Source organism: Agromyces sp. NPDC058064, from assembly GCF_042885275.1.
GTDB lineage: Bacteria > Actinomycetota > Actinomycetes > Actinomycetales > Microbacteriaceae > Agromyces.
The window spans coordinates 659,437-673,014 of the sequence record NZ_JBHVSE010000001.1; the positions used below are offsets into that span (position 1 = coordinate 659,437).

Consider the following 13,578-nt stretch of genomic DNA (forward strand, 5'->3'; position numbering starts at 1 on the left):
GCGCTCGAGCGACCCCAGCAGCCACCCGATGGGGTCTCCTGCATGCCTTCGTCGGCGTCGGGATCTTCGTCGCGTGCAACTTCCTCCCGGCCCTCATCCCCGCCGAGTCGTGGAACTACCCGGTCTGGCTGGCGTCCGCGCTCGCCATGCCGGTGCTCGTCACCGGATGGATCGTCTCCGTGTCCCGGAGGTGGGGCACCGGCAACCTCATCCGCGACTACGGGCTGAGCTTCCGCTGGATCGACCTGCTCGGCATCCCGGTCGCCTTCGCGGCGATCTGGTATCTCGAGCCGGTCGTCGTGTTCACCGCCCTGCTGATCTTCGGCGACCCCGGCGGTCTCGAGACGAACGTGGTCGTCTCCCCCGAGCCGATGGTGTGGCTGCCCGAGCTCGTCCTGGCGGTGGTCGCTGCCCCGTTCATCGAGGAGGTCGTGTTCCGCGGCATGCTGCAGCCCTCCCTGAAGCGATGGTTCGACGGCGAGTGGCCCGACCCCGACCGCAGCGTGCGGGCGACGAACGGCGCGGTCCTCATCACGGCGGTGATCTTCTGCTCGCTCCATCTCCCGCAGATCATCGGCGGCGTCAACGGGGTGAGCCTCGCCGCGTCCACCTTCTTCGCCGGCATCGTCTTCGGAACGCTCGCGATGGCGACCCGCCGTACCGCCCCTTCGATCGTCGTGCACGCGGCATCGAACCTCGTCGCGACGGCCGGCGCGTACGGACTGCTGGGCTGACTCGACTCGGTCGCGATCGAGCGTGCGCTACGCGCCCGCCAGCGCCCTCGCGACTGCGCCGCGCAGCGCCGGCACCGTCTCGGCCTCGAACCACGGGTTGCGCTGCTGCCAGCCGATGTTGCGCGGAGACGGGTGCACGACGGGGAACGCCGCAGGACCGTAGTCGCGCCAGTGGCGGACGGTCTCGGTCAGCGTCGGCCGCCGGGCGGGCAGGTAGGCGCGCTGGGCGTGCGCCCCGACGAGCACGGTCAGCCGTACATCCGCGAGCTGCGAGAAGAGCAGCGGATGCCACGTGGCCGCGACGCCCCGCCGGGGCGGCAGGTCGCCCGACGCCGCCTTGCCCGGGAAGTAGAAGTCCATCGGCACGATCGCGAACGCGCTCGGGTCGTGGAAGGTCTCGCGGTCGACGCCGAGCCAGCGGACGAGGGTGTCGCCGCTCGCGTCGCTCCACGGGACGCCCGACTCCTGGGCCCGGCGACCGGGCGCCTGCCCGATGAGCAGGATGCGCGACTCGGACGCCGCGGCGAAGACCGGCTGCCGGCCGAGCGCCGTGAACTGCGCGTTCTCGGGATCGGCGGCGATCGCCTCGCGGATCCTCCGGATCTCATCGCTCATGATCGCTTCAGACTACGACCTCGACGGGGAGTGGGCTCGGTTCGTATTCTTCGCTTTCCGCCCGTGAACACGCGAGAACACGACCAGATTCGAAGCCAATTGTCTGCTTTGACAACCGATTCCGCACATTTCGAGTACTGTAAGTCGACCGCGCGAGCCCGCCGGTCGTGGCGGGGCGTCGACGGCGGCGCTCCGATTGGACACTTCACTGCGCGCCGAGCGATCGGCGCTCCGGGAGAGGATCGATGATGACCCGAACCGCCACTCCGTCGCACCCGACGCTGAAGCGGTCGCTCGGCCTGTGGGCGATCGTCGCCCTCGGCCTCGGCTACATGACCCCCATGACCGTGTTCGACACGTTCGGCTACGTCTCGGAGGAGAGCGGGGGCGTCGTGCCGCTCGCGTACGTCTTCGCGCTCGTCGTCATGATCTTCACCGCCATCAGCTACGGCCGCATGACCCGCGTCTACCCCTCGGCGGGTTCGGCGTACACCTACGCGTCGGAGACGATCCACCCGAACTTCGGCTGGATCGTCGGATGGACGGCGCTCCTCGACTACCTGCTGCTGCCGCTCGTCAACGCACTGCTCGTGCGCCAGTACCTCGAGTCGTTCTTCCCCGAGGTGTCGGGCTGGGTGTGGGTCATCGCCTACGTGGCCGTGATCACGCTGCTCAACCTGTGGAGCATCACCTCGACCTCGCGCGTGAACGCGACGCTGCTCATCTTCCAGGTCGTGCTCATCGGCGTCTTCATCGTGCTCGCCTGGGTCGCCCTGGCGCAGGGCGCCGGCGACGGCACGCCGTTCACCCTCGAGCCGTTCTGGAACGCGAACGTGCAGGTCATGGCGGTCGTGAGCGCCGCGACGATCGTGTGCTTCTCGTTCATCGGCTTCGACGCGATCACCATGTACACCGAGGAGGCGAAGGACGCGAGCGTCGTGCCCAAGGCGATCGTGCTCGCGCTGCTCTTCGGCGGCCTCATCTTCTTCACGGCCGGCTGGTTCGCGCAGGCGCTGTTCCCGACCGACGCGGGCTTCGAGGGCACCGCGCTCCCCGAGATCGCGTACTCGGTCGGCGGCATCATCTTCCAGATCTTCTTCGTCTCGGCGGCGGTCGCCGCGGCCGTCGCGTCGAGCCTCGCGTCGCACGCGAGCGTCTCGCGCATGATCTACGTGATGGGCCGCAACGGCACGGGGCCGATCTCGCGCTTCTTCTCGTACGTGCACCCGAAGTACCGCACGCCCGCGATCGCCGTGATCTTCGTCGGCGTCGTGTCGCTCGGTGCGGCGGTCGCCGACCTCGACTTCATCTTCACGCTCATCAACTTCGGTGCCCTCATCGCCTTCACGATCGTGAACGTGACCGTGATCCTGCACTTCGCGGTGCGCAACAAGCAGGTGAAGGGCTTCTCGCAGGTCTTCCGCAACATCGTGCTGCCGGCCATCGGCATCGCGCTGACGGTGCTGCTGTGGGTCAACCTCAACATCGACGCGATGATCTACGGTCTCATCTGGCTCGCGGTCGGCGTCGTGGTGCTGCTCTCGATCACCCGCTTCTTCACCCGCAACCTGCGGATGTCGTTCGAGGAGGACGAGGTCATCGCCGAGGGCGAGGAGGGCGAGGCCGCGCTCAATGCGGCCGATCGCGAGGTGCTCCACGTGGGCGAGGCGCTCCAGGACGGCCGGGCCGACGAACCCTCGACGGAGGCGGGCCCTCGCGCCTGACACGCCCGTGCACGAAGGGGTCCCGCCATCGGCGGGGCCCCTTCGCGGTCTCCGCGGCAGATGACAAGAATAACTCTTGACTTATATAAGTCATGATGCAAGTATGAGGTCGTGCACGCGCTCGATGTCCTCGGGGATCCGGTTCGACGCCGCATCCTCGAGCTGATCGCCGATGGCGAGTCGTCCGCCGGCGAGGTCGGCGGCGTGATCCAGGCCGAGTTCGGCATCTCGCAGCCGGCGGTCTCGCAGCACCTGCGCGTGCTGCGCGAATCGGGGTTCGTCACCGTGCGGCCCGAAGGCGCCCGACGGCTGTACGCCGTCGACCCCGCGCCGCTCGCGCAGGCCGACGCCTGGTTCGACGGCTTCCGCCGGTTCTGGTCGCCGAAGCTCGACGCCCTCGGCACCGAGCTCGCGCGCGGCCGGCTCGCGCAGCGCAAGGCCGCCGAGGCGGCACCGGTCGACGATCCCTCGCCCGAGGCATCCTCGTCGACGACGACATCGCCGCACCACGACGCCGGCACCGAAACCCACGACGAGTGAACGAAGGAGTACCGACATGGTCGACGTGAACGCCCAGCTCGACGCCGTCACCCGCAGCATCGAGACGAAGGAGGTCGACGGCGAGCGCACCTACGTGCAGCAGCTCACCCAGACCTACCCCTCCCCCATCGACGACGTCTGGGACGCGGTGACGAGCGCCGAACGGATCCCCCGCTGGTTCCTGCCGATCTCGGGCGACCTCCGCCTCGGCGGCCACTACCAGTTCGAGGGCAACGCCGGCGGCGAGATCCGCCGTTGCGAGCCGCCGCGCGACGGCGCGGCCGGCTACTCGGTCACGTGGGGCATGGGCTCCGGCGAACCGGCCATCGTGAGCGTGCGCCTCGTCGAGGTGGATGCCTCGCACACGCGGTTCGAGCTCGAGAACGTCGCCACGGCGGCGAGCCTGCCCGACGGGATGTGGGAGCAGTTCGGCCCCTCCGCGACCGGCATCGGCTGGGACCAGGGACTGCTCGGTCTCGCGCTGCACTTCAGCGGCGGGGACGACGGCATCGCACCCGAGGAAGCCGCCGCCTGGGTCGCGACCGACGAGGGCAAGTCGTTCATGCGTCGCTCGGCCGACGCGTGGGCCGCCGCGCACGAGCGCGACGGGGTCGCCGCCGACGCCGCGAAGGGGGCGGCCGACCGCACGTACGCAGCGTACACCGGGGAGGCGCCGGGGCCCGAGATGGACTGACGGCTCGTACGGCTCAGTCGCCCGACGCCCACGGGCGAGCGTCGCTTCCGACTTGTGCGGCAGCGGCCCGCGACGACCCGGACGGTCAGCGCGCGGCGCCGCTCGCCGCCTCCGCCGCCGGCGGCTCCGGCGGCACGATCGTGTGCGAGAAGGACGCCGCCGCCGCCGCGGCCTCGAACTGAGCCGAGTTGCGGCGCACGCGACGCGCGACGAGGAGCACGAGCCCGATGCCGAGCACGCACCAGATGCCCATCGAGATCGACGACCACGAGAACGCCTGCGCGAGGGCCGCCGAATCCGACGCACCGCCGGCGAGCTGGCGGGCGTTGACGCCGCTGTAGACCGACGCGACGATCGCCGTCATCACCGCCGCACCCACGTAGCGCGCCATGTTCGACACACCCGATGCAGCGCCGACCTCGCGCGGTTCGACGCTGGAGGTCGACAGCGACGAGCACGGACCGTTCTGGAGGCTCATGCCCGCGGCGACGCCGATGAGCGGCAGCACGAACATGCCGTACCCCCACGACTCGGTGACGAACGCGAGCACGGCGAACGAGGCCGACATGAGCACGAAGCCGAGCACGATCGTGACGCGAACGCCGATGCGACCCACGATCGGCGTGATGAGCGGTGAGAGCACCACGGCGGTGGCCGCGACCGGCAGCGTCGCGAGCCCCGTCTGGAAGGCGTCCATCTCGAGCGCGACGGGGTTCTGGAAGTAGAGGCTGACGACGTACATGATGCCGTTCACGGTGCCCGAGCCGAGCAGGATCGAGAGCGTCGCGCCGACGAGGACCGTGTTGCGCAGCAGCTTCAGGTCGAGCAGCGGTGCGGCGACGCGGCGTTCGACCAGTACGAACCCGATGGCTGCGCCGACGGTCACGGCGAAGCATCCGATCGTCTGCCAGGAGAGCCAGCCCCATGCGGTGCCGTTGGTGAGCGCGAAGATGAGGGGCGCCAGGGTGGCGGCGATGAGCACGGAGCCGACGACGTCGATCGAGCGCGGCTTCGACGGGTCGGAGGACTCCTGCACGCCCATCAGGGTGATCGGGATGCAGATCGCGGCGATGGCCGCGTCGATCCAGAACAGGCCCTGCCAGCCGAGCGTCGAGGCGAGCAGGCCGCCGACGAGCGGGCCCGCGGCCGCGCCGACCGCGGATGCCGCGCCCCACAGCGTGACCGCGCGCAGCTGCTCCTTGCCGGTGTTCGCCGCGGAGAGGAGGCTCATGCCGCAGGCGAGGATCGTCGCCCCGGCCGCACCCTGGATGCACCGCCCGGCGATGACCCCGATGCCCTCCTGCGAGAGGGCGATGAGCACGCACGAGGCGATGAAGAGCACCAGGCCCCAGAAGAAGATCCGTCGCCTGCCGAACACGTCGCCGAGCGACCCCGACGTGACGATCACCGCCGCACCCACGAGCGAGTAGCCCGTGACCGCCCATTGCAGCGTGTCGGTCGGCGTTCCCGTGTCGGCCGAGATCGCCGGGATCAGGATCGACACCGCCGACGTGTTCGCGTTGACCACCAGCGCCGACACGCACGTCGCGATCAGCGCGGCGAGCGCCGCGCGCTTGGCCGCAACCGTCGCGGCGGAGCCGGCGACCTCCACCGTTTCCCCCATGCGCTGTTCCTACCACCGGGCGGAGGATGCGGACAAGAGGCGCGCGATGCGCATTTTCGTGACGGCCGGATGCCGCGTGCATCCGCCCGTTGCATCGCCCGGGTCGCGCATTCGCGTCGGACGCGGAACGCGGAGAATGGGACGGTGACCGAACCCGCCGACTTCGTCGACCGCACCTTGCGGAACGAGGGCGACGAGTACCGTGCCGACGACGTGCGCGAGCGCCTCGGGCTCGACTCCTACGGGGCCTCGGTCGGCGCCGTGCGCGGCACGATCCGCGACCTGGGCAACCGGTACCGCGGGCTCGACCACGATGCGATCACGGCACTCGCCTCGGAGCTCTGGTCGGTGCCGGTCTTCGAGCGGCGCCTCGCCGCCGTCGTGCTGCTGCAGCGCAACGTGCGGATGCTCGGCAACGGCGACCTCACCCGCATCGAGGGGTTCCTCCGCGAGGCATCCGCCGACGCCCTCGTCGACCCGCTCATCGCCGATGTGCTGCGACCGCTCATCGGCGGGCTCGGCGGTGGCGCCCGCCGCCGCGCCGAGGGCGTGCTCGCCCGCTGGGCCGACGATCCGTCGCCCGCGCTGCGCCGAGCGGCTCGCGAGGGCCCGGGCGGGGCCTGACCGCTCCCGGCGATCCGACGCTCGCCCACGGCGGCGCGCGTGTGCCAGACTGCCTCGAACGGGGAGGGTCGCATGGGCGAGCAACCGACTGGCGACATGAAGCGGCGGCGCACGGCCGCCGGACTGGTTCCGATCGCGGGCTGGCTCCGCGGCTACGATCGTCGCTGGCTTCGCGGCGACCTGATCGCCGGGGTGACGGTCGCGGCGCTGATCGTGCCGAAGAACCTCGGCTACGCGGGCATCGCCGGAATCCCGCTGCAGAACGGGCTCTACGCCGCGGCGGCGGGCGCGCTCCTCTACGGGATCTTCGGCACGAGTCGCCAGATCTCCATGGGCCCGAGCTCGGCGCTCGCCGCGGTCGCCGCCAGCGCCGTCATCGCGACCGGGCTCACCGACCAGGCCGACGTCGCGTCGTTCGTCGCGGGCATCACCCTCGCCTCCGGAGTGCTCTTCCTGCTCCTGTACGTGCTCAAGGCGGGCTGGATCGCGCAGTTCCTCTCCCGCGCGGTGGTGACCGGGTTCCTGTTCGGCGCCGCCGTCGACGTGGTCATCTCCGAGCTGCCGAAGCTCACCGGCACCGAGACCGACGGCTCGAACGCGATCCAGGAGCTGTGGTCGTGGTTCGGCACCCTCGGCGAGACGCACCCGACCACGCTCATCGTCGGCGCCGTCTCGCTCGTCGTGGTCTTCGGCGTCGGCCGGGTCGCGCCCCGCCTGCCCGGCGCGCTGGTGCTCGTGGTCGGCGGCCTCCTGGCCTCCTGGCTCCTGGATCTCGGCGAGCGCGGGGTCGCCCTCGTCGGCGACGTGCCGCGCGGGCTGCCGGCGTTCGCCCTCCCCGACCTCGGGCTGATGTGGGACAACGCGGCGACGGTCGGGATCGCGGCGGTCGCGCTCGTGCTGATCGGCTTCTCGCAGACCGCCGGCGACGCGAGGATGTTCGCCGCGAAGCACCGCTACCAGGTCGACATCGACCAGGAGTCGATCGCGCAGGGCATGGCCAACGCCGGCGCCGGGCTCTTCCAGGGCATGCCGGTCTCGACCAGCCTGTCCGCGAGCTCGCTGAACGACCACTCCGGCGCGCGCACCGGGCTGGCGTCGCTCACGTCTGGCGTCACCGTGCTCCTGACGCTGCTGATCCTGGCGCCGCTCTTCTCGGGCCTGCCCAAGCCGGTGCTCGCCGCGCTCATCATCGAGGCCGTCGTGATGGGCATGATCAACCTCCCCGAGATGCGCCGCCTCCTCCGGGTGCAGCCGTTCGACTTCTGGATCGCGGTCGCCGCCATCGTGGGCACGCTGGCGTTCGGCGTGCTCGCCGGGGTCATGATCGGCATCGGGCTGTCGATCGTCTGGCTCATCGGCGTCGCCACGCACCCGAACATCGCGACCCTCGCGCGCGAGCGGGGCACCCAGGTGTTCCGGGACGTGAACGAGCACCCCGACGACGAGCGCGTTCCCGGGGTCGTCGTCATCCGCATGGACGGCGGCCTGTTCTTCGCGACCTCCGACGCCCTCGAAGACCGCATCCGCGAGATCATCCACTCGACGCCCGACCTCACCGGGATCGTGCTCGACTGCGGCGGCATCAACTTCATCGACTCGCAGGGATGCGCGAAGTTCAACGACATCGTGGAGATGGCACAGGCCTCCGGCGTCACCCTCCGCCTCGCCCGCGTGAAGCAGGCCGTGCGCGCGACGCTCGCGCGAGACGGCGCGCTCGAACGGCTCGGCCCCGACCGCATCCACGGCAACGTCGATCGCGCGGTCACGGCGCAGCTCGAGCACCCCGGGCCTCCGTCGGACGCCGACGGTCCTGCGGCCTGATCAGCGACGGCGCGTCGGCGGCTCGAGCGACCGATCGTCTGCTCGGCGCAGATCACCGATGGAGCGTCCGCCTCGCGTGGCGATTCCGAACGTGGCCGGCTTGCCCCGCAGCCGAAGGATCACCTCGACGATCATCAGGGTGCACATGGTCAGGGTGCCGAGGCCCCAGACCACGAACGTCGCCCACATCGGCGGGTACACCCAATCGGGTGCGCCGAGGAGGACGCCGAAGACGATGATCTCCAGGAGGACGAGCGCGAGCCCGACGAGGAACACCGCACCCGAGAGGTTGTAGATCGTTCGAGCGAGGTCGCCCCTGTAGATCAACTGGATCCTGGAACGGCTCGCTCGCTCGCGTCGAGCACCGCTCGCTCCGCTCTTCGTCGGCCGTCTACGGCGACGTCGTGACTTCGGCATGGCGCCGACGCGTCAGAAGTCCCAGTCCTCGTCCTCCGTCACCACGGCCTTGCCGATCACGTACGAGCTCCCGGACCCCGAGAAGAAGTCGTGGTTCTCGTCGGCGTTCGGCGAGAGCGCCGAGAGGATCGCCGGGTTCACGTCGGTCACGGTCTTCGGGAACATCGGCTCGTAGCCGAGGTTCATGAGGGCCTTGTTGGCGTTGTAGTGCAGGAACTTCTTGACGTCCTCGGTGAGGCCGACGCCGTCGTAGAGGTCCTGCGTGTACTGCACCTCGTTGTCGTAGAGCTCGTAGAGCAGCGAGAAGGTGTAGTCCTTCAGCTCGTCGCGCTCGGCCTGCGAGATGCGCTCGAGGCCCTTCTGGAACTTGTAGCCGATGTAGTACCCGTGCACGGCCTCGTCGCGGATGATGAGGCGGATCAGGTCGGCCGTGTTGGTGAGCTTCGCCCGGCTCGACCAGTGCATCGGCAGGTAGAAGCCCGAATAGAAGAGGAAGCTCTCGAGCAGGGTCGAGGCGACCTTGCGCTTCAGCGGGGAGTCGCCCTGGTAGTACTCCATGACGATCGCGGCCTTCTTCTGAAGGTTCGGGTTCTCGACCGACCAGCGGAAGGCGTCGTCGATGTCCTTCGTCGAGCACAGCGTCGAGAAGATCGACGAGTAGCTCTTCGCGTGCACCGACTCCATGAACGCGATGTTCGTGTAGACAGCCTCTTCGTGCGGAGTGATCGCGTCGGGGATGAGCGAGACCGCACCGACCGTGCCCTGGATCGTGTCGAGCAGGGTGAGGCCCGTGAACACGCGCATCGTGAGGGTCTGCTCTTCGGGGGTGAGCGTGTTCCACGACTGAATGTCGTTCGACAGCGGCACCTTCTCGGGCAGCCAGAAGTTGTTCACCAGGCGGTTCCAGACCTCGAGGTCCTTGTCGTCCTGGATCCGATTCCAGTTGATCGCGTTGACGTGGTCGACGAGCTTCAGCTTGCCGCCGACGTGCGCCGGGTCGTTGCTGGCCGAGTTGACCGGGTCGGTGAGGGTCATCGTGTTCCTTACTCGCTCTCGCGTGCTGTGTTCTTCGCTGCGTCCTCGACGCAGAATCGACATTCGGGCTTCGAGACGCCCTTATTCGTGTGGTAGCGGGTGTGGGCGCTCCGAACGCTCGACGGCATCGGGCGGCCCTTCCTCGCTGCCGACATCTTCGCTCGCGTCTCAGCGGAGGCCGACTTACCGAAGTTCGGGTTGCCCTCGCCCCTACGCGTCTCCGAGAGCTGCTGGCGCGATTCCTCCGACATGGAGTGGCCGAAGCCCGGGTGATCCGAACCGAACTTGCCGTAGTTCGGGTTCCGCTCGCCGGCGTTCCTGCCCTTACGTTCTGCAGACCAGCGGGCCTTCTGTTCCTCGCTGTGTGTGCGTCCCCACATCGGGTTCGCCTGCCCCGGCATCGCGACGCCGACCCTGCCGCGATTGCGTTCGCTGGCAGCCTGCCTCCGCTCGGGCGACCACTCGACACCCGTCGGTCCGAGACCGCCCTCGGAGAGGTTGAGCAGACGATCGCCGAGCTCCCGATAGAGCGTGATCCAGCCGATCTCCGCGAGCCCGAGGTCTTCACGACTCGTGCAGATCCGCTCGAGAATGACGACTTCGTACTCCTCACGGGGAGTCTTCCTCAGCCAGTCGTAGAACGGCGTCTTTCGCCCGCGTCGCGCGACGGTCAGGTGCTGCCCGGTACGCCGGGACAGCGACTTGGTCGTCTGCCCGACGTACCGGTACTCACCGGTCGCCTTGACGCGGAATCCATAGACGATCCCGAGCATCGGGGAACCTTCCCCGAGCTCCGGCCTCCATTGGATGGTCTCGATCATGGGTGGGTTACAGCGCGCAGCTGACGCACATCTCCAGCTCGGTGCCTTCGAGCGCGAGCTGGCGCAGCCGGATGTAGTAGATCGTCTTGATGCCCTTCTTCCACGCGTAGATCTGCGCGCGGTTGATGTCGCGGGTCGTCGCCGTGTCCTTGAAGAAGAGGGTGAGCGAGAGGCCCTGGTCGACGTGCTGCGTCGCCGCGGCGTAGGTGTCGATGACCTTCTCGTAGCCGATCTCGTACGCGTCCTGGTAGTACTCGAGGTTGTCGTTCGTCATGAACGCCGCCGGGTAGTACACGCGACCGAGCTTGCCCTCCTTGCGGATCTCGATCTTCGAGGCGATCGGGTGGATCGACGCCGTCGAGTTGTTGATGTACGAGATCGAGCCGGTCGGCGGCACCGCCTGCAGGTTCTGGTTGTAGATGCCGTGCTCCTGGATGGAGGCCTTCAGCTCCTGCCAGTCCTGCTGCGTCGGGATGTGCACGCCGGCGTCGGCGAAGAGCTGCGTGACCTTCGCGGTCTCGGGCACCCACGCGGCATCCGTGTACTTGTCGAAGAACTCGCCCGACGCGTACTTCGAGTCGGCGAAGCCGTCGAAGGTCTCGCCGCGCTCGATCGAGATCTTGTTCGACGCGCGCAGCGCGTGGAACAGCACCGTGTAGAAGTAGATGTTCGTGAAGTCGATGCCCTCTTCGCTGCCGTAGAAGATGCGCTCGCGGGCGAGGTAGCCGTGCAGGTTCATCTGGCCGAGGCCGATGGCGTGCGACTTGTCGTTGCCGTCTTCGATGGAGCGGACCGAGGCGATGTGGCTCTGGTTCGACACCGAGGTGAGGCCGCGGATCGCGGTCTCGACGGTCTTGCCGAAATCGGGCGAGTCCATCGTGAGGGCGATGTTCAGCGAACCGAGGTTGCAGCTGATGTCCTTGCCGATCTGGTCGTAGGACAGGTCTTCGTTGTACGTGGTCGGCGTGTTCACCTGCAGGATCTCGCTGCAGAGGTTCGACATGTTGATGCGGCCCTTGATCGGGTTCGCCTTGTTCACCGTGTCCTCGAACACGATGTACGGGTAGCCCGACTCGAACTGGATCTCGGCGATCGTCTGGAAGAACTCGCGCGCGTTGATCTTCGTCTTCTTGATGCGCGGGTTGTCGACCATCTCGCGGTAGTGCTCGGTGATCGGCACGTCGCCGAACGGCTTGCCGTAGACCTTCTCGACGTCGTACGGCGAGAACAGGTACATGTCCTCGTTGTTCTTCGCGAGCTCGAAGGTGATGTCGGGCACGACGACGCCGAGCGAGAGCGTCTTGATGCGGATCTTCTCGTCGGCGTTCTCGCGCTTGGTGTCGAGGAACCGCATGATGTCGGGGTGGTGGGCCGAGAGGTACACCGCGCCGGCGCCCTGGCGGGCACCGAGCTGGTTGGCGTAGCTGAACGAGTCCTCGAGCAGCTTCATCACGGGGATGATGCCCGACGACTGGTTCTCGATCTGCTTGATCGGGGCGCCCGACTCGCGCACGTTCGAGAGCAGCAGGGCCACGCCGCCGCCGCGCTTCGAGAGCTGCAGCGCCGAGTTGATGCCGCGGGCGATCGACTCCATGTTGTCTTCGATGCGGAGCAGGAAGCAGGAGACGAGCTCGCCGCGCTGCGCCTTGCCCGTGTTGAGGAAGGTGGGGGTCGCCGGCTGGAAGCGGCCGCCGATGATCTCTTCGACGAGGTCGATCGCGAGCTGCTCGTCGCCCTGCGCGAGGCCGAGCGCGGTCATGACCACGCGGTCTTCGAAGCGCTCGAGGTAGCGCTTGCCGTCGAAGGTCTTCAGCGTGTAGCTCGTGTAGTACTTGAACGCGCCGAGGAATGTCTCAAAGCGGAACTTCTTCGAGTAGGCCAGGTCGTTGAGCTTCTGGATGAACTCGAACGAGTACTGGGCGATGACCTCGGGCTCGTAGTACTCCTTCTCGACGAGGTAGTCGAGCCGCTCCTTCAGCGAGTGGAAGAAGACGGTGTTCTGGTTGACGTGCTGGAGGAAGTACTCGCGCGCCGCCTCGCGGTCCTTCTCGAACTGGATCTTGCCGTCGGCGCCGTAGAGGTTGAGCATCGCGTTGAGCGAGTGGTAATCCATCGCGGTGCGCGGCGCCTCCATGAGGGCTACGCCGTCCGTTGCTGCTGCTGACTTCGCCAAAATGCGTCCAATCCATCGTCGACGGCGCGAACGTCGTCTGGGGTTCCGAATACTTCGAAGCGGTAGAGGTGCGGCACCCCGGTCTTCGCGGCGATGATGTCGCCGGCCAGACCGAAGGCCGACCCGAAGTTGGTGTTGCCTGCGCTGATCACGCCTCGGATGAGTGCGCGATTGCGCTCGTCGTTGAGAAACTTGATGACCTGCTTCGGCACGGCGCCTTTGCCGTCGCCTCCGCCGTAGGTCGGCACGACGAGCACGAACGGCTCGTCGACCTCGAGTGCCGGCTCACGGGCGTGCAGCGGAATGCGCGCCGCCGGCCGGCCGAGCTTCTCGATGAAGCGCTTGGTGTTGCCCGAGACGCTCGAGAAGTAGACCAGGTTCGTCATGATCGTCTCCTTCGCGTTCCGGTTCACTCCCCCGAGCTCACCGGCGGCGATTACGCCAGGCGCGAGGCGAGCTCGTCGATCTTGTCGGGGCGGAAGCCCGACCAGTGGTCTTCGTCGGTGATCACGACGGGGGCCTGCAGGTAGCCGAGCTCCTTGACCTGGGCGAGCGCGTTCTCGTCGACCGAGAGGTCGAGCACCTCGTACTCGATGCCCTTGCTGTCGAGGGCGCGATACGTCGCGTTGCACTGGACGCAGGAAGGCTTCGTGTAGACCGTGACCGTCATGGTTTTCCCCTCGTTCTCGGGCTTTTCAAGGCCCATCCCCCATGTTGCTGATTGACACTTCAATACTACATCTAGTGCCTGCCGAA

14 protein-coding genes are annotated in these 13,578 nt (G+C 68.0%); 6 read left to right on the forward strand and 8 right to left on the reverse strand.

Features of this window, described 5'->3' with window-relative positions:
• Positions 1-179: 179 nt before the first annotated feature.
• Positions 180-734, forward strand: coding sequence for a CPBP family intramembrane glutamic endopeptidase (locus tag ACFVSL_RS03090; protein ID WP_386938390.1), 555 nt, complete (start codon positions 180-182; stop codon positions 732-734).
• Positions 735-761: 27 nt separating this feature from the next.
• Here ACFVSL_RS03090 and ACFVSL_RS03095 read toward each other — a convergent pair whose 3' ends face one another.
• A complete protein-coding gene (locus ACFVSL_RS03095) occupies positions 762-1,349 on the reverse strand; it encodes a uracil-DNA glycosylase family protein (protein ID WP_386938392.1) in 588 nt (195 codons plus the stop codon).
• Positions 1,350-1,597: 248 nt separating this feature from the next.
• On the opposite strand from ACFVSL_RS03095, the gene ACFVSL_RS03100 reads away from it, so the two are divergent.
• The 3 genes from ACFVSL_RS03100 to ACFVSL_RS03110 all read left to right on the forward strand — a co-directional run bounded on the left by ACFVSL_RS03100 (position 1,598) and on the right by ACFVSL_RS03110 (position 4,307).
• Positions 1,598-3,073, forward strand: a complete 1,476-nt coding sequence (locus ACFVSL_RS03100; RefSeq protein ID WP_386938394.1) for an APC family permease — start codon at positions 1,598-1,600, stop codon at positions 3,071-3,073.
• Between the two features lie 111 nt (positions 3,074-3,184).
• Positions 3,185-3,613 carry an ArsR/SmtB family transcription factor gene (locus tag ACFVSL_RS03105; protein ID WP_386938395.1) on the forward strand — a complete coding sequence of 143 codons (429 nt, stop codon included), beginning with the start codon at positions 3,185-3,187 and terminating at the stop codon, positions 3,611-3,613.
• A 16-nt stretch (positions 3,614-3,629) separates the two neighbouring features.
• Positions 3,630-4,307, forward strand: coding sequence for an SRPBCC domain-containing protein (locus tag ACFVSL_RS03110; RefSeq protein WP_386938396.1), 678 nt, complete (start codon positions 3,630-3,632; stop codon positions 4,305-4,307).
• Between the two features lie 85 nt (positions 4,308-4,392).
• Here ACFVSL_RS03110 and ACFVSL_RS03115 read toward each other — a convergent pair whose 3' ends face one another.
• The gene (locus ACFVSL_RS03115) at positions 4,393-5,931 is read right to left on the reverse strand and encodes an MFS transporter (RefSeq protein WP_386938398.1); all 1,539 of its coding nucleotides are present in this window, start codon (positions 5,929-5,931) and stop codon (positions 4,393-4,395) included.
• A 144-nt stretch (positions 5,932-6,075) separates the two neighbouring features.
• Here ACFVSL_RS03115 and ACFVSL_RS03120 point away from each other — a divergent pair, with 144 nt between their 5' ends.
• Both ACFVSL_RS03120 and ACFVSL_RS03125 read left to right on the forward strand, forming a co-directional pair.
• On the forward strand, positions 6,076-6,555 hold the full coding sequence (locus ACFVSL_RS03120; RefSeq protein WP_386938400.1) for a DNA alkylation repair protein: 480 nt from the start codon (positions 6,076-6,078) through the stop codon (positions 6,553-6,555).
• Positions 6,556-6,627: 72 nt separating this feature from the next.
• Positions 6,628-8,376, forward strand: a complete 1,749-nt coding sequence (locus ACFVSL_RS03125) for a SulP family inorganic anion transporter (RefSeq protein ID WP_386938402.1) — start codon at positions 6,628-6,630, stop codon at positions 8,374-8,376.
• On the opposite strand, the gene ACFVSL_RS03130 is transcribed toward ACFVSL_RS03125, so the two are convergent.
• The 6 genes from ACFVSL_RS03130 to nrdH all read right to left on the reverse strand — a co-directional run bounded on the left by ACFVSL_RS03130 (position 8,377) and on the right by nrdH (position 13,492).
• Positions 8,377-8,703: a hypothetical protein gene (locus ACFVSL_RS03130; RefSeq protein ID WP_386938404.1), complete on the reverse strand. Its 327-nt coding sequence runs from the start codon at positions 8,701-8,703 to the stop codon at positions 8,377-8,379.
• 102 nt (positions 8,704-8,805) lie between these two features.
• Positions 8,806-9,828 carry a class 1b ribonucleoside-diphosphate reductase subunit beta gene (gene nrdF, locus ACFVSL_RS03135; protein ID WP_386938405.1) on the reverse strand — a complete coding sequence of 341 codons (1,023 nt, stop codon included), beginning with the start codon at positions 9,826-9,828 and terminating at the stop codon, positions 8,806-8,808.
• A gap of 8 nt (positions 9,829-9,836) precedes the next feature.
• Positions 9,837-10,649: an NUMOD3 domain-containing DNA-binding protein gene (locus ACFVSL_RS03140; RefSeq protein ID WP_386938407.1), complete on the reverse strand. Its 813-nt coding sequence runs from the start codon at positions 10,647-10,649 to the stop codon at positions 9,837-9,839.
• 7 nt (positions 10,650-10,656) lie between these two features.
• Positions 10,657-12,762 carry a class 1b ribonucleoside-diphosphate reductase subunit alpha gene (gene nrdE, locus ACFVSL_RS03145; protein WP_386938409.1) on the reverse strand — a complete coding sequence of 702 codons (2,106 nt, stop codon included), beginning with the start codon at positions 12,760-12,762 and terminating at the stop codon, positions 10,657-10,659.
• Positions 12,763-12,788: 26 nt separating this feature from the next.
• Complete coding sequence (gene nrdI / locus ACFVSL_RS03150; protein ID WP_386938411.1) at positions 12,789-13,208, reverse strand: class Ib ribonucleoside-diphosphate reductase assembly flavoprotein NrdI; 420 nt, start codon at positions 13,206-13,208, stop codon at positions 12,789-12,791.
• 50 nt (positions 13,209-13,258) lie between these two features.
• Entirely contained in the window at positions 13,259-13,492 is a 234-nt protein-coding gene (gene nrdH / locus ACFVSL_RS03155) for a glutaredoxin-like protein NrdH (RefSeq protein WP_386898926.1), read from the reverse strand.
• Positions 13,493-13,578 lie beyond the last annotated feature (86 nt).

Coding starts and splice junctions, on each gene's coding strand:
- ACFVSL_RS03095 (WP_386938392.1), bottom strand. CDS start 1,349: ATGAGCGATGAGATCCGGAGGATCCGCGAGGCGATCGCCGCCGATCCC.
- ACFVSL_RS03100 (WP_386938394.1), top strand. CDS start 1,598: ATGACCCGAACCGCCACTCCGTCGCACCCGACGCTGAAGCGGTCGCTC.
- ACFVSL_RS03110 (WP_386938396.1), top strand. CDS start 3,630: ATGGTCGACGTGAACGCCCAGCTCGACGCCGTCACCCGCAGCATCGAG.
- ACFVSL_RS03115 (WP_386938398.1), bottom strand. CDS start 5,931: ATGGGGGAAACGGTGGAGGTCGCCGGCTCCGCCGCGACGGTTGCGGCC.
- ACFVSL_RS03125 (WP_386938402.1), top strand. CDS start 6,628: ATGGGCGAGCAACCGACTGGCGACATGAAGCGGCGGCGCACGGCCGCC.
- nrdF (WP_386938405.1), bottom strand. CDS start 9,828: ATGACCCTCACCGACCCGGTCAACTCGGCCAGCAACGACCCGGCGCAC.
- ACFVSL_RS03140 (WP_386938407.1), bottom strand. CDS start 10,649: ATGATCGAGACCATCCAATGGAGGCCGGAGCTCGGGGAAGGTTCCCCG.
- nrdE (WP_386938409.1), bottom strand. CDS start 12,762: ATGGATTACCACTCGCTCAACGCGATGCTCAACCTCTACGGCGCCGAC.
- nrdI (WP_386938411.1), bottom strand. CDS start 13,208: ATGACGAACCTGGTCTACTTCTCGAGCGTCTCGGGCAACACCAAGCGC.
- nrdH (WP_386898926.1), bottom strand. CDS start 13,492: ATGACGGTCACGGTCTACACGAAGCCTTCCTGCGTCCAGTGCAACGCG.